Consider the following 26,260-nt stretch of genomic DNA (forward strand, 5'->3'; position numbering starts at 1 on the left):
GAATATCCCGTCCATCATACAGAAGAGGAACCAAAGATGAAATACAAAGAGATCATTGCACAAATGACATTGGAAGAGAAAGCGTCTTTAATGTCGGGGAAAGATTTTTGGCAGACCCAGGACATTAAGCGCCTTGGCATTCAAAGTATATTTCTTGCCGATGGACCGCACGGAATCCGGAAACAGGCGGTGGCGGCGGACAAATTGGGCCTTAATGAAGGCGTCCCTGCCACTTGTTATCCCACGGCCGCGACGGTGGCCAACAGCTGGAACGTTGAACTGGGAGAAACCGTAGGAGAGTATCTTGGGGAAGAAGCGATCGCGCAAAAAGTCAGCGTCCTGCTGGGTCCCGGCGTCAACATGAAGCGCAATCCCCTGTGCGGCCGGAATTTCGAATATTTCAGCGAAGATCCTTATCTGGCGGGGAAAATGGCGGCGGCGTACATTCGGGGCATTCAGTCGCAGGGCATTTCCGCTTGCGTTAAGCATTTTGCCGTCAACAATCAGGAGAAGCGGCGGATGTCGATCGATGCCATCGTTGATGAAAGAACGCTGCGGGAGATCTATTTGACCGCGTTTGAAATTGCGGTGAGGGAAGGCAAAACGAAGGCGATCATGTCTTCTTACAATAAATTGAATGGTACCTACACGAACGAAAACTTACATATCATGCAGGATATTTTGCGCGGCGAGTGGGAGTACCAAGGGGTTGTGATCACAGATTGGGGCGGAAGCAACGACCGGGTGGCAGGACTCTTGGCCGGAAATGAACTGGAAATGCCGACAACCGCCGGCGAGACCGATCAGGAGATTGTCCAGGCCGTTCGCAGCGGAAAAATCCGGGAAGAAGTGCTGGACGAAAACGTGGACCGGCTGCTTGAACTGGTTTTTACCAGCGAAGAGGCTTTTCAGCGGCCGCATTTGGAGTTTAATGTGGAATATCATCACCGGATGTCCCAGAAGGTGGCGGAAGAGTCGATCGTGCTGCTGAAAAACGAAGGGAATATTTTGCCGCTCAAGTTTGGTAAAAAGGTGGCGGTGATCGGCGATTTTGCGGAAAACGCCCGGTTTCAGGGAGCAGGTTCCTCAATCGTCAACCCGACTATTTTGGATCATACCCTTGATTGTTTTGAGCAGTCGGGCATCGTCAGCATCGGCTATGAACCCGGCTTTGAGCGCTACGGTAAGAAGGACCGGAAAAAAATCGGCAAAGCCTGCGCCCTTGCGGAGCAAGCGGACGTCGTTCTATTATATATCGGTCTGGATGAAGTGACGGAGGCGGACGGTCTGGACCGGCAGAGCATGGGGATTCCGGACAATCAGATTGAGCTGCTGGATGCTTTGCACAGGGTGAACCCGAATATCGTGGCGATTCTTTCCTGCGGTTCCGCCGTGGCTATGCCGTGGATCGATAAAGTGAAAGGGCTGCTGCACGGATATTTGGGCGGACAGGCCGGGGCAAGAGCGATCCTGCGGGTGTTGTCGGGAGACGTCAATCCTTCGGGCAAACTGGCGGAAACGTATCCGCTTCGTTATGAGGACACCCCGTCCTCCCGCTATTTTCCCGGCAATGAAGCCAGCGCGGAGTACAGGGAAGCCGTTTATATCGGTTACCGCTATTACGATACGGCGGATGTCGACGTCCTATTTCCTTTTGGATACGGGCTGAGTTATACGACGTTTGAGTACTCCGGCCTGCAAATCGATAAGGCGGGGGTCACGTTCAAACTGACCAATACCGGCGGTGTTGCCGGGATGGAAGTCGCGCAGCTTTACGTCGGCTGCAATTCCGGAGAAATATTCAGACCCCGCAAAGAATTAAAGGGGTTTGTCAAAGTATTTATTAATGCCGGCGAGTCCAAGACGGTGTATATTCCGTTTGACGACAAGACGTTCCGCTATTTTAACGTAAAAACAAACGGGTGGGAAATCGAAGAAGCGGACTACACCATCATGGTTGGCGCCTCGAGCGCAGACATCCGGTTGACCGATACCTTGTTTGTGGCGGGTACGGGCGCGCCTGCGCCTTATAACAAGGCGAAGCTTCCGGCCTATTATTCGGGCCAAATCGCCGACGTCGGCACCGCGGAATTCGAAACCCTGATTGGACGCAAGGTGCCGGTTCCCAACTGGGACCGCGCCAAACCGCTCGGGTACAACGATACGATCGAGCAATGTCAGTATGCCAAGGGCGTATTTGCCCGGTTGGCCTATCATACCATCGTGTTTGCTTACTGGTTTCTAAGAAAGATAGGCAAACGCAGCACGGCGAATCTGATCATGATGTCGGTCTATCATATGCCGTTCAGAGGAATCGCCAGAATGACCGGCGGCGTCGTCAACATGCCGATGCTCGACGGGATTTTGCTGATTGCCAACGGACATTTCTTTAAAGGGCTGGCTCATTATTTAAGAGAAAGAAAAAGAAAGCTAAAGCGGGCAAAAGCGAAATAACGATAAATAAGCGGAAGGAGCGAAGGTTTGGGATGTCTAAGCCTGTAATGAACATTGCATTGGTATGCGGGCCGGATTGCGATATGGAAACGCAGGCGGTGCGGGCCGCGCTGGAGCTTTTTGGCGCACGGGTGTTTACGTATTGGATCGGCCGGCCCAATGATTTGATTTCCGTCCTGTCGGGCGAAGATTTGTACGCCGGGACGGATATGATCGTCCTCAGTTTTCATGGCGATGAAGGGAAATTCATCATGCCGGAATTGGGCGAGGACATTTACGAGGAAGGGGAACCCCAAGGAGACTTCGGGGCGGCCGAGATTTTACGCTATGCCAAGCTGGACGGGAAAATCGTGATCGGCAACGGGTGTACGCTCGGCGATCCAGAGTTTGCCCGGGCGTTTCTCAAGCGCGGCTGCCACATCTATATCGGCCCGGACGATTATCCGGACGGGAATGATGCGCTCATGTTCGTGCTACGGTTTTTCTATGAAATGATCCAGCACGGAAAAAGCGGGGAAGAAGCTTACGCCCTGGCCATAACGATGAGCGAGGAGCTGCCGATGTACCGGCTGTACAAAAGTTCCACGTTGATTTAATACTTCAATGTTGTCAAAATTAGTATGTGTTCGGAAAATCCGATTACAAGCAAATAGTGAGTTTTTAGGAGTGGTGTCATGTCTGTTACGATTCAAGATATTGCCAAAGAGGCCCAGGTTTCGGTCGCAACCGTTTCCAGAGTGATCAATAATTCCAAAGCGGTTAGTCCGGAGCTGAAAAAAAGAGTAAATGATGTAATTCAAAAAAGAAACTTTAAGCCGAATTCCTTGGCCAGAGGTTTAATCATGAATCAAACCAACATTATCGGGATCATCGTTCCGGACATTTCAAATCCGGTATTCGGTGCCTTGACCAGGGGGATTAACAGTTTCTGCCAACAGAAAGGTTATACTTTAATGGTATGTGAATCGGGGGGACAACAGGAAAAGGAAATTGAATTGCTGGGGGTATTGGCCAATAAAAAGGTTGATGGGGTTTTGTTTGCGGGAGTCGACGTTAATTCTACCCTGGTGGAAGAAATGAAAAGGAGAGATTACCCCATCGTGCTGGTCACCCAAGAAGCTTCGGAAGGAGACGAGGTTATTCATACGGTTATTCATGACAATGTGAAGGCTACGTATGATGCGGTTTCTTTTTTAATTGAAAACGGGCATAAAAAAATTGCTTTTATAGGCGGACCGGAAAACGACTATTCCTCTGGACAAAAACGTTTAAAAGGATACGAGCTGGCCCTGAAAGAACAGAACATTGAAGTTCCGGATTCTTATATCGAGCATGGGAACTTTTCCTTCGAATCCGGGTATGAGTGCATGAGAAAAATATATGAAGAAAATAATGTTCTGCCAACCGCCGTCATGGTATGCAACGATGTTATGGCGATTGGGGCTATCCGGTTTTTAAAAAATGCGAAGGTTTCGGTACCTGCGGATATTTCCATTATGGGTTTTGACGACTTGGAGTTCGGCAAGTATTTCAGTCCCGAATTGACAACGGTTCGAATCTCGTATTTTGATGAGGGGCTAAAAGCCGTGAAGACTCTGTTCAAGCTGATTCACCATAAGCAGCAAGCTATACCAAAAACCCAATTTATTCCGCATAAAATTATAAGAAGAATTAGTGTGCGCCAAATATCTCTTTGAAAAGGTGCAAAATTTCTATTGATTTTTACCAAAAATTCGAGGTATAATATACACACATCGGGAAAAGGTTTTCCTGAAATTGATTCGGAAAACCTTGCTTCTGAGGAAATAAGGGGGGGATTAGGGGTAAAAATGAGAGTTATTTTTTTGAGTAGCAGGAAAAGGTTTTCCTAAAGATGATTTTAAAGGGGGATAAATTTTTTTAGCCATTCAAGAAAGCGTTTCCTATTTGTTTTTTTGTATTAGAAGGTTAGCAATTTATACTTAGATGGGGGTACTTTCATGACACTGTTAAAAGGGAAAAAATTTTGGTTGCCTTTAATTGCGGGTTCTCTTGTTTTTTCGTTGGCAGGATGCGGCGGGAATTCGGCCAAAACGGAGCCGGCAACAAACGGCACAAAAGACCCGGTGACCATCACCTTTTCGTTTGACCAAGGAATCGGGCAGCCGGCGCAAACGCTTGTTGATGAATACAACGCAAGCCAGGATCAGTACGTTGTCAAAACGAAAATCCTGCCGCAGGACGCCAATGTGGTTCACGATGATTTTGTGAATAAGCTGGCCTCCGGCGATAAAAGCGTGGACGTTATGGCTTTGGACGTCGTCTATGTGGCAGAGTTCGCGGCTGCCGGGTGGTTAACCGATCTAACTCCGTATTTTGATCAAGCAACGCAGGATAAATATTTGCCGGGTACCATTGAAACGGCAACATACAACGGTCAACTTGTCGCTTTTCCGTGGTTTACAAATGCAAGCGCTCTCTTTTACCGTAAAGACGTCCTTGATCAATTGGGTGTAGAACCTCCTACTACGTATCAAGGCTGGATGGATCTGCAAAGCAAAGTGCAAGGCATGAACGATGTTCAATACACAGGGGTTTTTCAAGCGGCTCTGTCCGAAGCGTTGGTATGCAACTGGGTTGAATATGTAGCCAACAACGGTGGAGAGATCTTGGATGCATCAGGCAAACCGGTTGTCAATTCGGAAAATAATATCGAAGCGACGCAAATCATGCTTGATATGGTCAAAAACTATGCTCCTCAAGGTGTAACAACTTATACCGAGCCGGAAAGTGAGCAAGTATTCTTGGACGGCAAAGCGCTTTTTATCCGGGATTGGTCCGGATTCTGGAGCCAAGCCAACAAAGAAGGTTCCAAAGTAAAGGATAAAGTGGGCGTTGCCGCTCTGCCGGTTGGTCCTAAAGGAACCGAAGCGCATTCCACTTTAGGCGGTCTGAATTTGGTGATCAATAACTCCATCGATGACGAGCATAAAGCGGCTGCCGTCGACTTTATCAAATATTTGTCCAGCGAAAGCGTACAGAAGAAAATGAATTTGATCGCCGCCCAACCGCCGGTATTAAAAGAGGTTTATCAAGATCCCGAAGTTTTGAAAGCGAATCCATTCTACGCGGATTTCTATGACATTATTATGAATGGGAAAGCAAGACCGATGTCTCCTCATTATTCTAGAGTTTCCGATTCGATTCAACGTAATATCCATGCGGCGCTGTCGGAACATATCGATATAAAAACGGCTTTGGACACCATCCAAAGTGATCTCGAAGCATTAAGCAAATAAAGAAAATGGACGGTTTGGACTGCAGGCAGGGTTAAAAAGTTGAACTATTGATTGTACGGATCGGGGCAACTTAAATAATACCCGCTTCGCTGCAGTCCATGCCGCCAGAAGGAGTTAATGAGGGAATGAAGAGTTTAAAGCAAAGAAAGGAAACCAGAGACGCCTGGCTGATGATGTTCCCTGCGCTAGTTATTTTATTGGTCATTGCGGTTTATCCGATTTTAAGGACATTTTGGTTAAGTCTGCATGAGATGGTGCTTACGGATCCGGGCTCAGGATATCCGTTCGTCGGTTTAAAAAATTATTCCGATATATTTCGGGATGAAAGAGCGGGAGCTTCGATTTTTTTTACATTTAAATTCACGATTGCAACCGTTTTTTTAGAATTAATCGTTGGTTTTGCTGCGGCGATGATTATGAACAAAACGTTTAAAGGCAGAGGATTGGTTAGAGCGGCGATTCTTATTCCATGGGCGATTCCGACTACCGTATCGGCCCTGATGTGGAAATTTATATATAATGACCAGTACGGTTTGTTTAATGATGTGCTGTACAGACTTGGGATGATTGACGGCTATAAAGCCTGGTTAAGCACGGAAAGCGGTACATTCATGGCGCTGGTTATTGCGGATGTTTGGAAGACGGCTCCGTTTATGGCGCTGCTCATCTTGGCGGGGCTGCAAATGATTCCCGGCGATTTGTATGAATCGGCGAAAATCGACGGCGCCAATGCTTTTCAGGCGTTCGTAAAAATTACTTTGCCGATGGTCAAGAGCACCGTGCTCGTCGCTCTTCTTTTCAGAACGATCGACGCGTTCAGGGTATTCGATTTGGTTTCCGTGATGACCGGCGGGGCAAACGGTTCGGAAAGCGTATCTCTATATGCTTACGCCCACCTGATGAAATTTCTGAATTTTGGCTATGGTTCAGCGTTATCGATTCTGATCTTCTTGGTCGTGTTTGCCATTAGCTTAATTTATATGAAATTAATCGGCAAAAATCTGGCCTAGTATTTTTCGGAAAGGAGGGAAGTTCCAATGGATCTTAAAATATCGAGGACGTTAAAGTCGAGCTTATTATATGTGTTGGTTTTGTTATTTTTAGCCTTCATTTTGCTGCCCTATATCTGGCAATTTTTAACTTCGATTAAACCGCTTGCGGAGATATCGGCCATTCCGGCCAAATGGATACCTGGCAAAATTAACGTTGAATATTATTTTAATGTATTCCAGAAACATCCGTTTGCCAGATATTTATTCAACAGTGTGATTGTTGCAACGATCACCACCGTTGTAAGCATTTTAATTGGCGCTTCGGCATCCTATGCCTTGGCGAGACTGCGCTTTAAAGGGAAAAAAGTCATCCTGCTGTCCATCCTGACGATTTCCATGTTTCCCACCATTTCCACGGTCAGCCCTTTGTTCTTAATCTTGAAAAAGATGGACTTGTTAAATACGTATGCCGGGCTTGTTATCCCTTATACAACCTTTGCTTTGCCTATGGCGATCTGGTTATTAACGAACTTCTTCAGTCAACTGCCGAAGGGCTTCGAGGAAGCGGCAACCATCGATGGGTGTTCCAGGCTGCAAACTTTTTTCAGAATTATGCTGCCGCTCATTAAACCCGCCACCTTTTCGGTAGGCCTTTTGGTTTTTATCAATTCCTGGAATGAGTATATTTATAGCTTGACTTTTATGACGGACGACAGCATGAGAACGGTGCCGGTTGGGATCGCGCTGTTTCCCAGCAATTATGAACTGCCATGGGGTGACATGGCGGCGGCGTCCATCGTTGTAACGGTTCCGCTCATCGTATTGGTTTTAATCTTCCAGCAGAAAATCATTGCCGGCTTAACCTCCGGGGGGATTAAAGGATAGAAACTTCAAAGGGAGAATGAGGATGAATAAAATAAGATTTGGGCTTATAGGTTCAGGGTGGAGAGCTGAATTTTACATTCGTATTGCAAAGGCCATTCCCGAGAAATTCGAATTAACCGGGGTGGTGATTCGGAACCGGGAAAAAGGAGAGGAGTTCGCCCGGAAATTTGGAGTAAACGTCGTCCATTCGCTGGACGAGCTGCTCAAAAGCCAGCCTGATTATGTGGTGTTATCCGTCAAAAGAGGTTTTGTTACCGATTATTTAATCGATTTATTTAAAAAAGGAATCCCCGTTTTATGCGAGACCCCACCGGGAGAATCGATAGAAGCATTGGAAGAGCTATGGGAACAGTCCAATAAATACAACGCCAAAATTCAAATCGCCGAACAATATTTTGTGCAACCGCTGTATGCCGCTTGGTTAAAGGTGATTCAAGACGGTAAACTAGGAGAAGTCAGCAATATGAATCTATCGTCCTTGCATGGGTATCACGGCGTCAGCATCATCAGAAAGTTTTTGAACGCGGGATATGAAAACTGTATCATCTACGGGAAAAGGTTTTCCTTTGATGTCACGGAAACGTACGGACGGGAAGGGATGGTCGTTGACGGGCAGATTTTTTCCTGTACAAGAGACCGTTTGACATTGGAATTCGATCATGGGAAAGTCGCGTTTTTTGATTTTTCCGATCCGGCGCAGTACCACTCTTTTATCCGTACCCGCCAACTGACCGTACAAGGCGTAAGAGGCGAAATCGATGACCTGACCGTGCGATATCTTGCGCCTGGCAACGTGCCGGTAACGCAGGAATTAAACCGTATCGACTTAGGCAAATACAACAATCAGGAATGGTCTCATTACGGAATCATGTTGGGTGAAGAATTCGTTTATAGGAATCCGTTTGCGAATGCTCGATTGAACGATGATGAAATCGCCGTGTCCGCTTGCTTGGAGCGGATGGGGGAATACTTGGCTGACGGAATCGAATTTTATTCATTAAAAGAAGCGCTGCAGGATACTTATATTTCTTTGATGATGGACGCGGCGCTTAAAAATCCGCATCAAGAAGTAAGAACTTCAACAAGAATATGGGCTCAGTAAGCGGATTCCGGGGGACTGACATGTTCAATTTTGATCATCCAATCGAGCTTCAAAATAATAGTAACGATCTGCTCGTGGCAGGAGAAATTCTGATCGATATGATATCCGCGGACTATAATGATGATTTTACATGCCATACTTACCACAGGTTTTTTGGCGGGTCGCCCTCCAATATCGCGATGAACGCGAAGAAATTAGGAATTCGGCCTGTTGTAGCATCGGCCGTGGGGGAAGACGGATTAGGAGCCTTTTTAATCAATGAATTAAACAACGCCGGTATAGATACGAGTTATGTTCAGAGGGCAGCTGATTATTCCACGAGTATGGTCGTCGTAACAAAAAGTCAATCTACGCCGATTCCTGTTTTTTATCGAGGAGCGGATTATCACCTGTCTTACACTGCGGAGCTTGAAGAGGCTTTGAAAAATGCCAAAGTCGTACATTTCTCCTGCTGGCCCATCTCCAGGAGACCGGCGAGAGACACGATTGAAAAGATCATAGCAGCGGCAAAAACGAATCGATTATTGGTCTGTTTTGATCCAAACTACCACCCGATGTTGTGGGAAGACGGTGAAGATGGCGTCCGGTATGTGAAGTCGCTCATCGGGAAGGTGGATATTGTAAAACCGTCCGAGGACGATGCGGAAAGATTGTTTGGCAAACAAACGCCCGAACGATATCTGGAAACGTTTCTGAAGCTTGGGGCGAAACTTGTCATCCTGACCTTGGGAAAAGACGGCGCCCTGGTTTCCAACGGTTCGGAAACCGTCCGCTTCGCCACCTTGGCCACCGAGGTGGCGGATACGACGGGTGCGGGAGATGCCTTTTGGTCGGGATTTTACGCGGCGGCGGTAAAAGGGTATACGATCAGACAAGCCTTGACCCTGGGGTTTGCGGTCAGCGCCTATAAGTTGAAATATACCGGCGCCATTGCCGATTTGCCAAAGCTGGAAGTCATAAAAGACATGTATGGATTACGGGAGGAGTAAAAAAGTGGCAGTCCATAATCAAGTGCAACTGATCACGTATCCGGATTCGTTAGGAGGTGATTTAAAGACGCTCAACCGCGTTCTCTCCACGTATTTCCCGGATATCTTTAAAGGCGGAGTCCATATTCTTCCGCCGTTTCCTTCCTCGGGAGACCGGGGGTTTGCTCCGCTTACGTATTTGGAAATTGATCCGAACTTCGGCACCTGGGACGATGTGAAAGCAATTGGCGAAAACTTTGACGTATTGGTCGATTTGATGGTGAATCATATTTCGCGGCAGTCACAGTATTTTCAGGATTTTCTCCAAAAAGGCCGGAAATCCGAATACGCTGATTATTTTATTACGCTGGATAAGATTTGGCGAGACGGAGAACCGGTACAAGCGGATATTGAAAAAATGTTCTTGCGCAGACCGCTGCCGTATTCGGCGTTTACCATCGAAGAAACCGGCCAGGAAGAAAAGGTGTGGACGACGTTTGGAAAAACCGATCCCTCCGAACAAATCGATTTGGATGTAAACTCGCCGAAGGTCAAGCAGCTGTTTAGCGACTTCTTTATGCATTTTAAAAGGCATCATGTGAAAATCGTACGTCTTGACGCTGTCGGATATGTCGTTAAAAAATTGGGCACGAGCTGCTTTTTCGTGGAGCCGGAAATCTACGAGTTTCTCGATTGGATCAAAGGGCTTGCCGAGTCCTTGGGAATCGAATTGCTTCCCGAAGTGCACGCTCATTACTCCATCCAGTACAAACTGGCGGAACGCGGCTATTGGATTTACGATTTCATTTTGCCTTATCGCATATTGGAGGCGTTCATCAATGAGTCGGGCGAATCTCTGAAGCAGTATCTGAAAGCTCGGCCGCCTAAACAGTTTACGATGCTGGACTGCCATGATGGCATTCCGGTCAAGCCGGATTTGGACGATTTGCTGGATACCCAAGAAGCGAGAAAATTAGTCGATACCTGCCTGGAAAGAGGGGCGAATCTTAGCCTGATTTTATCGGACGAGCATAAAGCCGAGGATGGTTTTGATGTTCATCAAATCAGATGCTCATACTACTCCGTTCTAAATGGCGATGACGATGCTTATTTGGCTGCCCGGGCGCTGCAGTTCTTTACGCCGGGCGTACCCCAGGTTTATTATGTCGGACTGCTGGCCGGGGAAAACGATCTTGAAAATGTGAAAAAAACCGGGGAAGGGCGGGAAATCAACCGCCACAATTTTACCCTTGGGGAAATCGAACAAGCTTTGGAAAAAGCAGCGGTTCAGAGACTGTTGAAGCTGATCCGGTTTCGCAATGAATATGAGGCGTTTAACGGGGAGTTCCAGGTGCTTAACTCCGCGGCGGATGAAATTCGGCTTTCCTGGCAAAAGGATGAAACGCGGTGCACCTTGTTCGTTAATCTTAAAACGAAGCAGTCGGTCATCGATTACACGGATGAAAATGGCGTTATGAAACAATATTTTGTATAACAGAGGATGTGCTTGAGATGACAGTATTGCCAATTCATAATCACGGATTGAACGCAAGCCGGCTTATTTTTGGATGTATGGGGCTTGGCGGAGGCTGGAGCCGGGATCCCATTCTAACCGAACATGTAAAGCAGGCGCATGAAGCGGTGGAGACGGCTTTGGCCAGCGGGATCAATATGTTCGATCATGCGGATATTTACGCCTACGGAAAAGCTGAGACCGTCTTTGGCCAGGTGTTGCAGGAAAAACCGGAGTTAAGAGAAAAAATGATCGTTCAATCCAAGTTAGGGATTCGCTTTCCGGATGAAGCGGGGGGCATTCCGGCTCGTTATGATTTTTCCAAGGCCTATATTTTGGAGAGTGTGGACGGGATTCTTTCCAGACTGGGGATTGACTACTTGGATATTCTGCTCTTGCATCGACCGGACGCGCTCATGGACGCGCGGGAAGTAGGGCAAGCCTTTCATCAGTTAAAAGCATCAGGAAAAGTCCGCTATTTTGGCGTTTCCAACATGAGCGCCGGACAAATTCGTTTATTCCAAGCCCATTGCAGTGAAAAGCTGGTGATAAACCAGTTGGAACTGAGCTTGCACAAAATCGGCTGGCTTGAAACCGGCATCCATGTGAATCAAGACGCGGCGAAGGGCAATATTTTTCCCGAGGGCACACTTGAATTCTGCCAACTGGAAAACATTCAGCTCCAAGCCTGGGGTTCGTTGGCCAAAGGCTTATATTCAGGAGCCAGCCTGGAGAATGCCAGCGAAAGTGTGAAAAATACGGCTCAGCTAGTTAAGCGGCTGGCGGAAGAGAAGCACACTTCGCCGGAAGCGATTGTGCTTGCGTGGCTGATGAAACACCCTGCCGCCATCCAACCGGTCATCGGGACAACCAGCCCCTCCCGAATTCAGGCGTGCGCGGAAGCCGAAAACATCGTATTGAGCCGCGATGAATGGTACACCTTATACGTTAGCTCTCGAGGGGTAGGCTTGCCTTGATTTGAAATAACAACCCAAAACGACAAACGCTTGGGCCCACCTGGCCCAAGCGTTTGTTTGTTTTGTTGCATCGTTTGTTCTTAGTTTCTTACTGCGCCTTCACATATTCCGCCGATTTGATCCCGGCTTGGCGGCCGAAAATGATGATTTCCGCTACGGAGTTGCCGCCGATCCGGTTTTGGCCGTGCAGGCCGCCGGTTACTTCTCCGGCTGCAAACAGGCCTGGGATGGCTTGGCCTTCTTTATTCAATACTTCCGTGTTGGTGTTGATTTTTACGCCGCCCATCGTGTAGTGGATTCCGGGGCCGATTTTGATGGCGTAGTACGGACCCGCGGACAAGTCGTTGTCCATCCCGGTCGTTCTGCCGAACTCGGCGTCGTTTTTGTTTTTCACCGCGCCGTTCCACGTGTCCAGCGTCGCTTTCAACGCATCCGCCGGTACGCTCATTTGCTCGGCCAACGCCTCGGTGGAATCCGCTTGGAGCACAAAGCCCATTTTTTCGTACTGTTCGATCGCTTTCACGCGTGATTTGACGCCGGAATCAAATACGAGATAAGCGGATTTTTCCGGCAGTTTATTAATTGCCGCCGTGACATTGTCCCGGGTGTCCATCTCGTTGGTGAACCGCTTGCCTTCGCTGGACACGAGAATCGCGCCTTCCCCGCGAACGGCTTCCCCGATCAGATACGATTTTTCCTGCTGCACGGTCGGGTGAACCTGGATTTGATCCATATCGACCGTCGTACCGCCGAGTTTTTCGATCATCTGAATGCCGTCGCCGGTACTGCCGGTCTGGTTCGTGGTCACATATCCTTGCAAATCCGGCCGAACTTTAGAGATCATATCCATATTGGCCCCGAAACCGCCGGTCGTCACGACAACGGCACCCGCGGTGATCGTTTTTTCATCCGTTTGGTTAAAAAGCACTTTGACGCCGTTTGCCTTGCCGTCTTTTTCCGTAATCTCTTTGACGTCAGCGTTCACGAACAGTGGAATTCCTTGTTCATTGACGTTCTTCAGCAACCCGTTGACAAGGTATTGCCCGACGGCGGAGCCGTCTTCGGGACGGTGGGTGCGTTTTTCGCTCATCCCGCCCGTAATCGTAATATTGTTCAAGCGAATCCCGATCGAATCCAGCCAATCGATCGCCGCTGCGGAATTATCAACGAAGTAGCGGAGCATCTCTTTGTCGTTGGTGTCATGGCCGCCTTTTAAAGTTTCTTCATAAAATAAATCATTGCTGTCTTCGATGCCTTGCTCTTTTTGAAATTTCGTTTCGGAAGCATTCATCCCCGACGAGGCTTTCGTCGTGTTTCCGCCGGCCACCGGCATTTTTTCGAAAATCACCGGGTTCATCCCGCTGGCTTTCGCTTCAAGCGCGGCCGTCATCCCGGCGCCGCCCGCGCCGACGATGATGATATCGTATTTGTCCTTAAGCTGGTCGATTGGCGTATAGCTCGTTTGCGACGCGCCCGAAACGGCTTCGGCTTCTTTGCCTGCGTCCTTGTTTCCGGCGTTTTGGCTCTGGTTTTGGTCCTGGGTCTGGTTCTTGGTCTGATTTTGGTTCCCGCCGCCGCATCCCGCCAGTACGAGGACGAGCGAGAGAACGAGGATCAGTGCTGTCGTTGTTTTCTTGGTCATGATTACCCCTCCACTTTCTATGCCTGTTGTTCCCGTTTACTATAGCATGATTGCCTGCAAAATTTTGTGAACAAATTCACAAACTGTGTGAAACAATTCATAGTCCGGAAAGAAAACAACGCCGCCAATATCGATCGGCAGCGTTGTTTTCTTATTTTTTCTTGGCAGGTGTCCATTTGTGTCCGCAGTTCATACAGCCGTTTACAATCGTGCTTCTTCCGACAAAGCCAACCAATATGCTGACAGGCAATGAAAAGAATATAAAAACTAGCCCGAGGGGCCCCAAAAAGCCAAAAGCCGAAGCCGTATTGGCGGAAATGAGCATCACGCCGTTAAGTATAAAGAGGAAAATGCCGAAAAGAATCATGGTGACAAGACAGGTAAACAGGTAGGCGAAGCTGTACCCCCGCTTGTTGGCAGCGATCTGCGGGGACTTGCATTTTCGGCAAACAACGGTTTTTTGGTTTGCGCTGTTAGCCGGATTTCCTGCTCCTGGGGACGTAGCGGCAGACGCGCGGCTTGGCGAGTTGCCGGCCGCTCTGACCTGCCCGCTGGCCGTTCGTCCGGCTTGAGGCGCGGATGATCTTTGCGCCGGGCTTGCGGTTGGTTTCGATGGGCGTTGCACTTCCTTAGATTCCCTCCAATTCATAATTCCAGGTCTGTAGACCTATTCGACAAATCTCTCCCAAATCCTTCTAAAGACCGAGCGTAACCTGGTTCCTGCCGTTATTCTTGGACTCATACAAGGCCGTGTCGACGGATTCGATAATTTGCTCTTTCACAATGCCGGATGTTTGGGTGGTGACTCCCGCCGAGAAGGTCACCATAATAGGTTCTCCATGCTCTTCCGGAACCGGAATGGGGGTTTCTCGAACCGTTGTTAACAATCTGTTTCCGATTTTTTCCGCTTCCTTAAGTTCGGTCTCAGGCATTAAAACGGCGAATTCTTCTCCGCCCCAGCGGGCCACAACATCGGTATCCCGCACATGGCTTTCCAGTTGCTTGGCTACCGTTGACAGCACAAGATCCCCGATGCGGTGACCGTATGTATCATTGATGTCTTTAAAATGGTCCAGATCGATCAGTAATAACGAAAGCGGGCGGACATATCGATTGGAGCGAATGATTTCTTCGTCAAGGCGCTGCTCAAAATGCCTCCGGTTCGCCAGCTTCGTCAAATCATCCGTAACGGACAGCTCGTACAGCTTCTTTTCGGCGGTTTTTCGGTCGGTAATATCATTTAATACGACGATAATACCGCTTACCAGACCGTCATCCTCGACGGGATAGGTATCCGCCAAAAACGTGGAAGCCCCCTGGCCGTCCGGAACCTGGAGCTCGAATTGCCCCGTTTTTTTGCGCTGAGCCAGCAGTTGAAAGATTTGATCTACCGCTTCGCCGGATACTTTGGCGCCAACCTCCCAAAAAAAGTGATCCAACACCTCGTCTTGTTTCATTTTCAAAAGCCGGCACATCGCCGGATTGCACAAGTCGATTTTTCCGGTGCGGTCGATTCCGATCATTAAGGCGCGAGAGTTTTCCACGAAAATGTTTTGCTTGTTGATGAGTCTGGATCTTACTTTCAGCGCCCGATTCATGATGAAAATGAGCAGCGTACAGATCCCCACCTCCAGCACCCCCGAAAAAACCGCATCCCCGTTGATGCCGCGCATATGCCAGAGGACGTTGACGGCACTGATCACGACACAGGACATCAGGACGAAAACCGATTCTTTCAGAGAGAAAAACAATAACGTTAAAATGATAGGCACGATAAAAATCTCAACGCTGAACACATGGTTCGAGTGTTGAGACCTCAGAAAATCCCAAGCGTAGCTTAAAAAGATAATAATGCCCAACATCAGGCGGATCGCGAAATTTCTTTTCCTGGGGAACGATTTCATCCATAGGGGCGAGGCGACGAAATAGGTAAACACGATCAGGAGCGCGATGGCCAGCAATTGGATCGGCAGCGGAATATGCCCGTAAAACCTGAATTCGATAAAAAGAAAACACGCATATAATAGAAGAACTCCGGTGTTCTTCAGAATGCCGATGATGATATTTTTTATTTTCCCCATCTCCTCGGATAATCCATGCTCATGTCGAAAATTGTAGCCTCCTGGAGAGGGGGAGTCAATGAAAATCTTTGATCCGGAGGACAAAGTTTCCAAGCGGGAGCATCCGCTCATTTTCTCTCGAATTACATGTTTGCCGATGGAGGGATAGTTCTTGGCGGCCTACATTTCCTTCTGATATTTGTTCATATAATAGAGGCCGATTGCGGTATGGAGCAGAAAAACGGCTACAACCGCCAGCGTGACCCATAAGGGGGTTGAAATGAGGATCGTCATGTATGCAATGCCCATAATGAGCCACTGGGTGATGTCACCGGCTTTCGCTTTGGCCCGATGGCGGATCATCGTGTTCCGCTCATCGCTTATTTCGATTTCCGTTTGCTTTACGAACTCGGGATTCTTGGATTCATACCGTTTCATATAGAGCTGAGCCACGCTCATCCCGATCAATCCCGCCCCGACGCCGATCAGCATTCCGGATACGGCTTTTACCTCCTCGCTTTTGAAACCGAAGCTGGCCGCGATACAGCAAATGCCCGCGATCAACGCAACTATATAAACCGATGTTTTTATTTTCATGATGTCTCCTCCTCATAGATGAAAATGTCTTCTATACGCATACCGAAGTATCGGGCAATCTTGAAGGCCAGGATGATGGACGGATTGTACCGCCCGTTCTCCAGCGAGCCGATCGTCTGCCGTGAAACCTTGAGCGCAGCAGCCAGATCTTCCTGACTAATCCCGTCCCGTTTGCGTATTTCCTCAAGCCTGTTTTTCACATATTCACCTCAAATACTTGAAATGGAAAGTTAACTTTACATAAAAATTAACACACCCAAACGTTGAATGTCAAGTTAGCTTTCCATGTGATCATCTTCTCGGCCGGATTTAAAGCGGCAGGGGAGGTTTCTCTCCCATCCTCTAGCAACGCTTAAAGTATGGAGCTGCATCAAAAGAACCGCCGGAGCGAGATGCCCCGGCGGTTCTTTTACATAGCTTCCATCTTCTGCGCCGTGTACAGGCGGTAGTAAAGGCCGCGGCGGGCGATCAGTTCGTCATGCGAGCCGCATTCGGCGATGCCTTTGTCCGAGACGTACATGATCCGGTCGCAGTTTTTTACGGTAGACAGCCGGTGCGCGATGATGAACGAGGTGCGCCCCTTGAGAAGCTCGTTTAAGCCTTTTTGCAGCAAACGTTCGGTTTTGGCATCGATGGACGAGGTCGCTTCGTCCAGGATCAGGATGCGCGGATCGGCGAGCAGCGTCCGGGCAAACGAGATGAGCTGGCGTTGCCCCTGGGACAGCTTCGAGCCGCGCTCGTTCACCTCCGTCTGATACCCCTGATCGAACTCGCGGATGAACTCGTCGGCGCATACCGTCTTGGCGGCGGCGATAATTTCCTCCTCGGTGGCGTCCAGCCGGCCGTAGCGGATATTGTCCAAGATCGTGCCGGAGAAAATAAAGCTGTCCTGCAGCATAATCCCCATTTGGCTGCGCAGGGACTTCAGCGTTACCTGGGAAATGTCTTCACCGTCGATCAGGATCCTGCCGTCCGTTATGTTATAGAACCGCGATATCAGGTTGACGACGGTCGTCTTGCCTGCCCCGGTCGGGCCGACGAGTGCGATGCTTTCCCCGGCCTTCACCTCGAAGGAGAGATTCTCCAGGATGTTAAGTCCCGGGTCATACGCGAAGGTGACGTCGTCAAAGGTCACATTGCCTTTCACCTGCGGCAGTTCCTTCGCGTTCGGAACGTCGCTGACGGTGACCGGCTCATCCAGCGTTTCGAAAATCCGCTCCAGATAAGCGACAGCGTTGATAAAGTTGTTGTACAGGTTGGACAGGTTCAGGATCGGCTGCCAGAAGCGGGCCGCATAGTTGCTCATTGCAAGGATCACGCCGAAGGTGACCTCCGCCGGATTTAGCGCAAGCAGGCCGATCATGTAGATCAGCATCGTCACGATCGTTGCCAGATTGTCGACCGAAAACGGAATCAGCGCGTTGTAGTGGATCGCCCGCATCCATTCGCGCCGGTAATTGCCGGCCAGGCGGGTAAATATCCCCTCATTGCGTTGCTCGCGGGAGAAAATCTGGGTCACGCGAATGCCGCTGATGCTCTCCTGCAAATAAGCGTTCATGTTGGAGCTTTTGTTCGATACCGCTTGCCATGACCGGCGCTGCTTGTTTTTAATCATCAGCATGATGCCGAGGAACACCGGCAGCCCCGCAAGCGTGATCAGCGAAAGCCGGACGTCAACGGCGAACATGAACGCGGCGATAAAGATCAAGTTGAGCAATTCCAAAATAAAGTTGATGATGCCGTTGGACAGTACGTCGGAAACTGCGTTGACGTAGTTGACGACCCGGATCAGGATCTTGCCCTGCGGCCGGTCGTCGTAATATTTGAACGGAAGCTCCTGCAAATGCTTGAACAGGTCCGTCCGGATGTCGAAGATGATATCCTGGCCGACGACCGTCATAATACGGGAGCGGATCGTCGCCAGGATCACGCTGACGACGATCGTCGCCAGCATCAGCGCCGACCAGCCCAGCAGGGGAAGGACGGCCTTCTCGGGAATCGTCACGTCGACGACGTGCTGCATGATCAGCGGGGCCGACAGCCCGATCGCCGCGGACAAAGCGCTGAGCGCAAAGGCGACGAGCATCGGCTTTTTCTGCCGCTTAATATAGACCATCGCACGCCGGAAGTGCTTGATGTCAAAAGGCGATTCCAGGTTTTCGTCGATGTCGAATCTATTCCTTGCCATTTGCCGTCACCGCCCTTCCAACGCCTTCGTTCTGCAGCATAAACACATCGTAATAATAACCCCGCTTCGCCAGCAGCTCGGTGTGGGTTCCTTCCTCGATCACCCGGCCTCCGTCTAGAATGAGGATACGATCGGCTTCGGCAGTCGTGGACACCCGCTGCGCAATAATGATTTTCGTGCAGGGGTATTCCAGCTCGCGCAGGCTTTTCTGGATATGCTCTTCGGTTTCAAGATCGACCGCCGAGGTCGTATCGTCCAGGATCAGAATCGGCCGGCGGACCGCCATGGCGCGTGCCAGCGCGATCCGCTGCTTCTGGCCGCCGGACAAGCCGACGCCGCGCTCTCCGACGATGGTGTCATATCCTTCGGGCATTTTGACGATAAAGTCGTGCGCCGCGGCGAGCCGGGCGTATTCGACGGTCTCCTCCTCCGGCAGGTCGGGATCGCCGAAAGCGATATTGCCGTCAATCGTATCGGAGAAGAGCAGCACGTCCTGGGTCGCGACGCCGATGTTTCCGCGCAGCTCATCGAGCTCAAGCTGCCGCACGTCCGTGCCGTCTACGAGCACGTGCCCCTCGGTCACATCGTAAAAGCGCGGGATCAAGTTGACGAGCGTCGTTTTGCCCGATCCGGTCGAGCCCATGATGGCAACGGTTTCACCCGGCTCGACCGTAAAACTCACATCGTCCAGCACCAGCGCATTGTCGTATTTAAAGCTGACATGATCGAATTCGATCCGTCCTTCATAGCGCTGGGGCTTCTCGGCATTATGCCCGTTGACGATCTGCGGTTTGGCATAATAGATCTCCACGATTTTGGTCAAGCTGGCGAAAAAGCGCTGAATGTCGTTGATGATGATACCGATGTTGCGCATCGGGTTGGAAACCGCCCACACCAGCGCAGCAAACGCCGAATATTCCCCAAAGGTGATCCGTCCGTTCATCACGAACAGCCCGCCGGCGATCATCAGGATCACGTTGAAGGCTTGCGCGAACGTTTCCAGATAAGGAAAATAGTCCAGCCATACGAGCGCGGCCGCTTTGTTGGCCTTTGAGAAGTTTTCGTTTTTCTCGATGAATTTCTCGATTTCGTACTTCTCGCGGGCGAAGGCTTTGACGACGCGGTTGCCCGAAATATTTTCCTGGGTCGTCGTGTTCAGCTGGGACAGCCGTTCGCGCAGGTCAACATACATGGGGCGAACGCGTTTCGCAAACATGTAGGCCACGATGAAAATCGGCGGCGACAGGATCAGCAGCCACCAGGTCAGTTCGGCGTCGATGGTGAAAAAATAAACAACCGCGGCAACGAAAATCGTCAGCGATTCGATGATCGTTTTGATAATCCACGCCATCGAGTGCCGAACCATGTCCAGATCGCCTGTCATCTTGGTCATGAGATCGCCGGTGCGGTTGTGATCGTAGTAATGCATGTCCTGTTCTTGGATTTTGTCGTACAGATAAATGCGGATGCGGTACAGCATGTTTTGCGAGGCCCGCTCGTACTGCATCATCGTTAAGTAAGCCAGACCCGTGCGCAGCAAGGAAAAGCCGACCATTCCCAGGCAGAGCATAATCAGCAATTGCCGTTCCTGCGTCAAGTTTTGCATGGCATCGGGCCCGGCGATAAACGTATCGACGATACGCTGGCCTATGTACGGATTCACGATCATGAGCGAGGAGCCCACGACGGAGAGGATGAGTGCCAGTATGTACCTGGTCCTGTCCCCGCGCAGATTTTGCCACAGCCATTTTAGTTCAAACATCTGATCACCTGCTTCTGTTTGTTCTCTCATTTACGCTGAAAGATGATTTTTCCAATTTGCAAATCATGGAGATTATACCATATCCATCAGCAGGTAAAACCCGCATATTCCCGCATGTTGACACGTAAGACTGCGTTTTCTTCATGGAATCATCCCTTTGCTTTTATTTCGTTACATTATTTAGAATATGAACTGGATATTAAGTTTTTTTATTGGTCTGAAAAAAATAATGAAAAGAGGGAAGCGCGATGATGACAGTCGGCATCACTGTAACCTCACTGTCCCGGGGCAACCGGGAAGCGGCCTGCCGGGTTTTTGAGCTGGCCATCCCCGATGCGTTTGCCCGGGAAGGGCTCGGACATTTAAAGGAAGACATCCGTGGGGAAATCGGGCATAAGCAAAAGCTGTTGGACGCGGCGCTGGCTTCGGCGGATGCGGACGTCAAGTTTTTGATCGCCAAAGTGGGGCGGGAGGTGGTCGGCACGATCTCTTTTGGCCCGTGCGGGGAGGAAATCCGGCAATGCACGACGGCAAACGAGCTGAATGACGTCGGAGAGTTGGGGAGCCTGTATGTGCTGCCTTCATACCAGGACCGGGGCGTTGGCTCGGCTTTGATCAGGGAGATGCTGACGCTGCTGGCCGGGCAGGGAGTCGGCCGGTTTTGCCTGGACAGCGGCTACCGGCGCGCGCAGCAAAAATGGCTGCGGAAATTCGGCCAACCCTATAAGGTGGCTAAAGACTACTGGGGCCCGGGCCAGGATCACATGATTTGGCTGTGCGATGTGAGGGATTTCGTGAAGTGAGGGAATCGTCGGCTTCTCTGGGCTCGGACAGACGTGCATGTCTCCTACGACAGAGTACATGCTCCCGGACAGGAGTAATGCCGCTGGCCCTCCGGATCTGGAATAGCGGAAAATTATGTTCTTATTTCTTGGCAAATCCGGGCTATGAGCAAAATAGAGACTTTAAAGGTTCTTATTTTCCGTAGACCGGGTAAAACAGGAGGGTTCCGAGGGGGGCGTGAGGAAATAGGTACAAAAAATGACGCTATTGATTCGAAAAAGGCAATGGGGCCGAAATAAGTACAAAAAATACCGCTATCGTGTTTTGCATATATCGGGATTTACATATATTTGAAAGCCGCTGACACTCCAGCGTTTTTTTTGCGTTTTCCGGCAAAAATAAATCACCCATAATTTAGGAAATATAGCGACGTTTTTTACATAGATTTAACAAAGGGGGAGGACGTTCCATAAGGCTTACATGAGCGGTGATAATAACATTTTTGCAAACGCTTACTTATCGGGTTTCTAGAGGCATTAGCAGATTGGCTTGTTTTCCGCATAGGTCTAAATCCTTCACATTATCATCCTTTTCCTTACAAAAAAAAGCAGCCGCGGGATTAATAACTTGCCGCGAATGGGAGGGGGTTTTTGGATCGGGCCATTTTATCAAAAGTCTTTAACGAAAATTTAATATCCCCTTAACGATGCATGAATTGAATGAAACCAAGCTAAAGCGTATCATTTCCTTCGATCATCATTACTTTGACTGGGAGGGAGTTTGGGAGTGAAAAGTAGGGTTGCGCTGACAAGCCGGGTGCTTGCGGTGGTTATGCTTTTAACCTCGTTATTCTCGGCGGGGTATGTTCCGGTTCGGCCGGCGCTGGCGGAGTCCGGGGACGTCAATGTGTTTGCCGGCGCGGGCGTAACGGCCACGGCAAACGGAGAGATATCGGGCGGTTATGCCTCGTCTAAATCGATTGACGGAAATGTTACAGATAGTAAGTGGTCTTATGAGGGAGATACGCAGTCCCCTGACGCGCAGAACCCTTATTGGCTCAAAATCGACGCGGGCTCGGAAGCGACGGTGCACAGGTTCGTGGTGGCCCATGCGGGCGCGGCGGGCGAACCGGACGGCTTCAATACCCGCGATTTTACGATTGAAACCAGTTCCGATGACGTGCATTGGACGACCGCGGTGACAGTGACGGACAACACGTACGGCACGACGGAACATGAATTGGATACACCGGTGACGGCTCGTTATTTCAAGCTGAACATCACCGATCCAGGGGATGCGAACGAAAACGGGAACTATCAGGCGAACATCTATGAGTTTGAGGCTTACGGTGCGTTCGGGGAAAATCCGGCTGCCGTACCGGTGACCGGCATTAAGCTGGACAAGCCGAGCTTGGAGCTTGCGGCCGGGGAATCGGAGCGGTTGATGGCGACGGTTGTGCCTAGCGATGCGACCAATCCTGCCTATACATGGTCGTCGGATAATCCGGCTATCGCCGAGGTAAACGCCGACGGTCTCGTTACGGCCAAATCGCCGGGTACGACCGGAATCACCGCGTCCACGGCGGATGGCGGTTATAAAGCGTCCGCGCTGGTCACCGTCACGGAGGTGGCATCGGTAGCTCTCGCTGACGGACAACTGATTGCGAAGAACAGCGTTTGGACCTATCTCGACAACGGCACCGATCAGGGAACGGCCTGGCGCGCCGTTGCCTTTGATGACAGCGAATGGAAGACGGCTCCGGCTTCGCTTGGATATGCCGGCAGCAGCAAACCGCAGCCGACAACCGTGATCGAATACGGCTCCAGTTCAAGCAATAAATACATTACAACTTATTTCCGCAAGGAATTCCAGGTAGCGGATGCCGACGCGATTAAACAGCTTTCCGCCGCTTTGATCCGTGACGATGGCGCGGTCATCTATTTGAACGGTCAGGAGGTGCACCGCACGAATCTGCCTCAAGGCGCCATCACGTACAATACGCTTGCTCCCGAAGCGGTGGGCGACGAGCGGGACGAGGAACATTTCGATATCGATCCGTCCCTGCTTGTTGACGGCACGAACGTGATTGCCGCGGAAGTCCATCAGCAGCGCGCGGACAGTTCCGACCTCTATTTTTCATTAGAACTGAACAGTTCCGACTCGACCCCGCCCGTACTTGGAAAAAATCAAGGGCTGCTGGGCGAATATTACACCAACAACGGCGATATGCCATTTAATTTTGTCGAACACAAAGCGACTATCGTCGACTCGCAAATCAACTTCACGAATCTCGACCCGGTCCTGCAAACCTGGGCGGGCAGACAGGACGACGCCAACGTGCGTTGGACCGGGCAGATCATGGCGCCGGAATCGGGCGATTATACGTTTTACATGATCGGCGACAACGGGTTCAAGTTATGGATCGACGATAAAGTCGTCATCGACCATTGGGTGAATGACTGGGACAAGGAGCAGACTAGCCAGCCGGTGACCCTGGAGGGCGGTGTCAAATACAACTTCAAGGTTGAGTATTTCGAGGATTACGGCGGCTCGAACCTGTATTTGCGCTGGTCGACGCCGAACATGCTCAAGGATATCGTGCCGGCGACCGCTTTTTATTTGCCGGAAAATTATACCGGGCCGATCTCGGGCAACTTGGCGGCGGACGGCCTGACCGTTTCGCTTAACCTGATGGCGGATCTGAGTGATTTGCCATCCGCTTTGAAGGACCATCTGTCGGTGAAAGCCGGCGGCAAAGAGCTTAAAGTCGAAAGCGTGGAGCAGGGCGCCGATCTGTCCGTGCTTAAGCTTAAGCTGGAGGCTACCGTCAAGCCCAAGGAACTCGTAAATGTCGTTTATGACGGGCAAGCCGTGCTGAAGTTTGCCGGCGGCGGAAGCGTGGACGGCTTTACCTTCAGTCCGGTCAACCAATCCGAAGCCGTGGACTATTCGCCGAAGGATATAGCGATGTCCCTTTACGGCGACGCGAAAACGACCCGTTCGTTTGCCTGGTATACCTCTTATGAGATCCCGGATAACGCGCCGGCCAATATTTTGGACAGCATCGTGGAAGTCGTGCCTGCCGATCAGGATTTCGATTCGGCGGCGGGGATGCGTTTTGTCGGCGATCCTAAGGATACGCAGATCCTTAAGAACTTAAATCTTGGCAGCACCACCGGCTCTTTTATCAGCCATAAGGCGATTGCGACGGGCCTTACTCCTGGAACGGCCTACAAATACCGGGTGGGCAGTGACGGCAACTGGAGCCAAACCGGTCGCATTACGACTGAGGGTAATACCGAGAACGAATACGATTTCCTGTATATGACGGATTCGCAGGGCGCGAATACCGAGGATTACCGCGTCTGGGCCAATTCGCTCAAGAATGCCTTGGACGACTATCCTGACGCAAGATTTCTGGTCATGCCCGGTGATTTGGTGGATGCTGGAGCGAACGAAGGACAGTGGAGCGATTATTTCGGCCAGCCGCAAGACCAGCTGATGAACCTGCCCTTGATGGCAACGATCGGCAACCATGAGGGGCCGAACAACAACAATTTTTTCTATCATTTTAATTTGCCGGACGACTCGCACACTGATCCCAAACCGAGAGGTACGGTCTATTCGTTTGATTACGGACCCGCTCATATCATGGTATTGAATACCGGTGATATCCCTTGGGACGCAGCGCAGACAAATTCGTTCAACAAGCAAATCGAGTGGCTGAGAAAAGAAGTGGCCCAAACGGACAAAAAATGGAAAATTGTAGCCTTCCACAAAGCGATTTATTCCGTGGGCAATCACGCTACCGATACCGATATTGCAGAGTTGCGGAAGAAGCTTTATCCGGTGCTGGACGAGCTTGGGATCGACCTGGTTTTGCAAGGGCATGACCATACTTTCATGAGATCCTATCAAATGTACAACAACCAACCCGTGACGAATGTGAAGAAGGACGCGAACGGCCGGCTGCTCAATCCGGACGGAACGCTTTATATGATCAACAACTCGCCGGGACGGAAATATTATCAAATCAATCCAAACGCGGACAAGTATTACGCTGCGACTTATCAGCAACCGAATAAACCGATTTATTCGGGCGTTCATATCACGGAGGACAACCTGACCATCAGCACCTATATTTCGGGTGAAGATACTCCGTTCGACAAGTATACGATCGTCCAAAACAGTGAAAAACCAAATCCGGTTGAAGGGCTGTCCGCCAAGATGGTTGACGGCAAGAAAACGGAGCTTTCCTGGACCAAACCGACAGATAAAAACGCTGATGACGCTGTTCGAGGCTTCCGGATTTACGAAGTGAACGGTAGACTTGGCCCGAATTGGAGCGTATACGTACCGGCGGTACAAGGTCAAACGGAATATCAATACACGGTAGACAAAACGGATCCTGCTTTAACGTACGAGTTTGCGGTTAGAGCGGTGGATAAGCGGGACAATTCGGACATTCAAACGGCCGTTTTGCAGGGCGATGTGCCGCCGGAGCCGACCGCTCCGGTGGTCGACGACGCGCGCAACACGTTTGACTGGACCGCGGTTCCGGGTTATGACGAGCCATCCGCTTACGAATATAGCGTCGATGGCGGCAAAACCTGGCAGCCGGTAACGGCCAAACCGCAGCCGGTAGGGGATTATGATTACCCCGCAGGCACGGTGCTGGTGCGCGTAAAAGGGGACGAAGCGGCAGGAACCGTAGCCGGTTTGCCGTTGGCTTCGGATAAACCGTTTACCGTAAACGGAGTTCGGGATACGTATGCCCTGTCGGGCGTCCTCAAGAGAGAAAACCAGCTTCAGGTGGACGTTGAGGTCGAGCGGTTGGCCGATTACACCGGCCCCGCCTACGTGGTGTTTGAGCTGCTGAATGGAAACGAGCCGTTGCTGATCAACGCTATTCCGCTGCAGGACGGCAAGCTAAATGTTTCCCAATATTTTAATGTCAGCGGAGACAAGTACAGTGTCAAAGTGTTTGTGTTCGACGAGTTTAACAGCAACCTTGAAGTGCCGCTCCAGCTGGCTAGACCGGTTATGTTTCAGTAACGGA

General features: G+C 50.3%; 19 protein-coding genes. 12 read left to right on the top strand and 7 right to left on the bottom strand.

Annotation, left to right across the window (positions count from 1 at the left end; all coding sequences use genetic code 11):
- The first annotated feature begins 36 nt into the window (after nt 1-36).
- From ACLD72_RS15860 to ACLD72_RS15905, 10 genes are all read left to right on the top strand, one after another.
- Nucleotides 37-2,454 carry a beta-glucosidase family protein gene (locus ACLD72_RS15860; protein ID WP_410996718.1) on the top strand — a complete coding sequence of 806 codons (2,418 nt, stop codon included), beginning with the start codon at nt 37-39 and terminating at the stop codon, nt 2,452-2,454.
- Nucleotides 2,455-2,486: 32 nt separating this feature from the next.
- Nucleotides 2,487-3,050 carry a delta-aminolevulinic acid dehydratase gene (locus ACLD72_RS15865; protein ID WP_410996720.1) on the top strand — a complete coding sequence of 188 codons (564 nt, stop codon included), beginning with the start codon at nt 2,487-2,489 and terminating at the stop codon, nt 3,048-3,050.
- A 78-nt stretch (nt 3,051-3,128) separates the two neighbouring features.
- Nucleotides 3,129-4,151, top strand: a complete 1,023-nt coding sequence (locus tag ACLD72_RS15870; protein ID WP_410996722.1) for a LacI family DNA-binding transcriptional regulator — start codon at nt 3,129-3,131, stop codon at nt 4,149-4,151.
- Nucleotides 4,152-4,433: 282 nt separating this feature from the next.
- Nucleotides 4,434-5,732, top strand: a complete 1,299-nt coding sequence (locus ACLD72_RS15875) for an ABC transporter substrate-binding protein (protein WP_410996724.1) — start codon at nt 4,434-4,436, stop codon at nt 5,730-5,732.
- 125 nt (nt 5,733-5,857) lie between these two features.
- Complete coding sequence (locus tag ACLD72_RS15880; RefSeq protein ID WP_410996726.1) at nt 5,858-6,742, top strand: carbohydrate ABC transporter permease; 885 nt, start codon at nt 5,858-5,860, stop codon at nt 6,740-6,742.
- A gap of 27 nt (nt 6,743-6,769) precedes the next feature.
- On the top strand, nt 6,770-7,609 hold the full coding sequence (locus ACLD72_RS15885; protein ID WP_410996727.1) for a carbohydrate ABC transporter permease: 840 nt from the start codon (nt 6,770-6,772) through the stop codon (nt 7,607-7,609).
- A gap of 22 nt (nt 7,610-7,631) precedes the next feature.
- Complete coding sequence (locus ACLD72_RS15890) at nt 7,632-8,711, top strand: Gfo/Idh/MocA family protein (RefSeq protein WP_410996729.1); 1,080 nt, start codon at nt 7,632-7,634, stop codon at nt 8,709-8,711.
- 20 nt (nt 8,712-8,731) lie between these two features.
- Nucleotides 8,732-9,700: a carbohydrate kinase family protein gene (locus ACLD72_RS15895; RefSeq protein ID WP_410996731.1), complete on the top strand. Its 969-nt coding sequence runs from the start codon at nt 8,732-8,734 to the stop codon at nt 9,698-9,700.
- Nucleotides 9,701-9,704: 4 nt separating this feature from the next.
- Nucleotides 9,705-11,174, top strand: coding sequence for a sucrose phosphorylase (gtfA, locus tag ACLD72_RS15900; protein WP_410996733.1), 1,470 nt, complete (start codon nt 9,705-9,707; stop codon nt 11,172-11,174).
- A gap of 17 nt (nt 11,175-11,191) precedes the next feature.
- Nucleotides 11,192-12,169, top strand: a complete 978-nt coding sequence (locus ACLD72_RS15905; protein ID WP_410996735.1) for an aldo/keto reductase family oxidoreductase — start codon at nt 11,192-11,194, stop codon at nt 12,167-12,169.
- A gap of 88 nt (nt 12,170-12,257) precedes the next feature.
- On the opposite strand, the gene ACLD72_RS15910 is transcribed toward ACLD72_RS15905, so the two are convergent.
- The 7 genes from ACLD72_RS15910 to ACLD72_RS15940 all read right to left on the bottom strand — a co-directional run bounded on the left by ACLD72_RS15910 (nt 12,258) and on the right by ACLD72_RS15940 (nt 20,418).
- Nucleotides 12,258-13,811 carry a flavocytochrome c gene (locus ACLD72_RS15910; protein ID WP_410996737.1) on the bottom strand — a complete coding sequence of 518 codons (1,554 nt, stop codon included), beginning with the start codon at nt 13,809-13,811 and terminating at the stop codon, nt 12,258-12,260.
- Between the two features lie 151 nt (nt 13,812-13,962).
- Entirely contained in the window at nt 13,963-14,436 is a 474-nt protein-coding gene (locus ACLD72_RS15915) for a hypothetical protein (protein WP_410996739.1), read from the bottom strand.
- 70 nt (nt 14,437-14,506) lie between these two features.
- Nucleotides 14,507-15,892: a diguanylate cyclase gene (locus ACLD72_RS15920; RefSeq protein WP_410996740.1), complete on the bottom strand. Its 1,386-nt coding sequence runs from the start codon at nt 15,890-15,892 to the stop codon at nt 14,507-14,509.
- A gap of 159 nt (nt 15,893-16,051) precedes the next feature.
- Nucleotides 16,052-16,468, bottom strand: a complete 417-nt coding sequence (locus ACLD72_RS15925; RefSeq protein ID WP_410996742.1) for a hypothetical protein — start codon at nt 16,466-16,468, stop codon at nt 16,052-16,054.
- Entirely contained in the window at nt 16,465-16,668 is a 204-nt protein-coding gene (locus tag ACLD72_RS15930) for a helix-turn-helix transcriptional regulator (RefSeq protein WP_251590841.1), read from the bottom strand. The genes ACLD72_RS15925 and ACLD72_RS15930 overlap by 4 nt, the downstream gene beginning before the upstream one ends.
- A gap of 209 nt (nt 16,669-16,877) precedes the next feature.
- A complete protein-coding gene (locus ACLD72_RS15935) occupies nt 16,878-18,656 on the bottom strand; it encodes an ABC transporter ATP-binding protein (protein WP_410996744.1) in 1,779 nt (592 codons plus the stop codon).
- Nucleotides 18,643-20,418 (bottom strand): ABC transporter ATP-binding protein, encoded by a 1,776-nt coding sequence (locus ACLD72_RS15940; RefSeq protein ID WP_410996745.1) that lies wholly within the window; start codon nt 20,416-20,418, stop codon nt 18,643-18,645. The genes ACLD72_RS15935 and ACLD72_RS15940 overlap by 14 nt, the downstream gene beginning before the upstream one ends.
- Before the next feature lie 248 nt (nt 20,419-20,666).
- Here ACLD72_RS15940 and ACLD72_RS15945 point away from each other — a divergent pair, with 248 nt between their 5' ends.
- Together ACLD72_RS15945 and ACLD72_RS15950 are read left to right on the top strand one after the other, a co-directional pair.
- A complete protein-coding gene (locus ACLD72_RS15945) occupies nt 20,667-21,221 on the top strand; it encodes a GNAT family N-acetyltransferase (RefSeq protein WP_410996746.1) in 555 nt (184 codons plus the stop codon).
- A 766-nt stretch (nt 21,222-21,987) separates the two neighbouring features.
- Complete coding sequence (locus tag ACLD72_RS15950; protein WP_410996747.1) at nt 21,988-26,256, top strand: PA14 domain-containing protein; 4,269 nt, start codon at nt 21,988-21,990, stop codon at nt 26,254-26,256.
- Nucleotides 26,257-26,260 lie beyond the last annotated feature (4 nt).

Source organism: Paenibacillus lacisediminis (genome assembly GCF_046567315.2).

Bases quoted from the DNA above. Each gene is read 5' to 3' on its own strand.
- ACLD72_RS15880 (WP_410996726.1), top strand. From the start codon at position 5,858: ATGAAGAGTTTAAAGCAAAGAAAGGAAACCAGAGACGCCTGGCTGATG.
- ACLD72_RS15885 (WP_410996727.1), top strand. From the start codon at position 6,770: ATGGATCTTAAAATATCGAGGACGTTAAAGTCGAGCTTATTATATGTG.
- ACLD72_RS15870 (WP_410996722.1), top strand. From the start codon at position 3,129: ATGTCTGTTACGATTCAAGATATTGCCAAAGAGGCCCAGGTTTCGGTC.
- ACLD72_RS15935 (WP_410996744.1), bottom strand. From the start codon at position 18,656: ATGGCAAGGAATAGATTCGACATCGACGAAAACCTGGAATCGCCTTTT.
- ACLD72_RS15875 (WP_410996724.1), top strand. From the start codon at position 4,434: ATGACACTGTTAAAAGGGAAAAAATTTTGGTTGCCTTTAATTGCGGGT.
- ACLD72_RS15910 (WP_410996737.1), bottom strand. From the start codon at position 13,811: ATGACCAAGAAAACAACGACAGCACTGATCCTCGTTCTCTCGCTCGTC.
- ACLD72_RS15895 (WP_410996731.1), top strand. From the start codon at position 8,732: ATGTTCAATTTTGATCATCCAATCGAGCTTCAAAATAATAGTAACGAT.
- ACLD72_RS15890 (WP_410996729.1), top strand. From the start codon at position 7,632: ATGAATAAAATAAGATTTGGGCTTATAGGTTCAGGGTGGAGAGCTGAA.
- ACLD72_RS15865 (WP_410996720.1), top strand. From the start codon at position 2,487: ATGTCTAAGCCTGTAATGAACATTGCATTGGTATGCGGGCCGGATTGC.
- ACLD72_RS15920 (WP_410996740.1), bottom strand. From the start codon at position 15,892: ATGGGGAAAATAAAAAATATCATCATCGGCATTCTGAAGAACACCGGA.
- ACLD72_RS15860 (WP_410996718.1), top strand. From the start codon at position 37: ATGAAATACAAAGAGATCATTGCACAAATGACATTGGAAGAGAAAGCG.
- ACLD72_RS15940 (WP_410996745.1), bottom strand. From the start codon at position 20,418: ATGTTTGAACTAAAATGGCTGTGGCAAAATCTGCGCGGGGACAGGACC.
- ACLD72_RS15945 (WP_410996746.1), top strand. From the start codon at position 20,667: ATGATGACAGTCGGCATCACTGTAACCTCACTGTCCCGGGGCAACCGG.
- ACLD72_RS15925 (WP_410996742.1), bottom strand. From the start codon at position 16,468: ATGAAAATAAAAACATCGGTTTATATAGTTGCGTTGATCGCGGGCATT.
- ACLD72_RS15905 (WP_410996735.1), top strand. From the start codon at position 11,192: ATGACAGTATTGCCAATTCATAATCACGGATTGAACGCAAGCCGGCTT.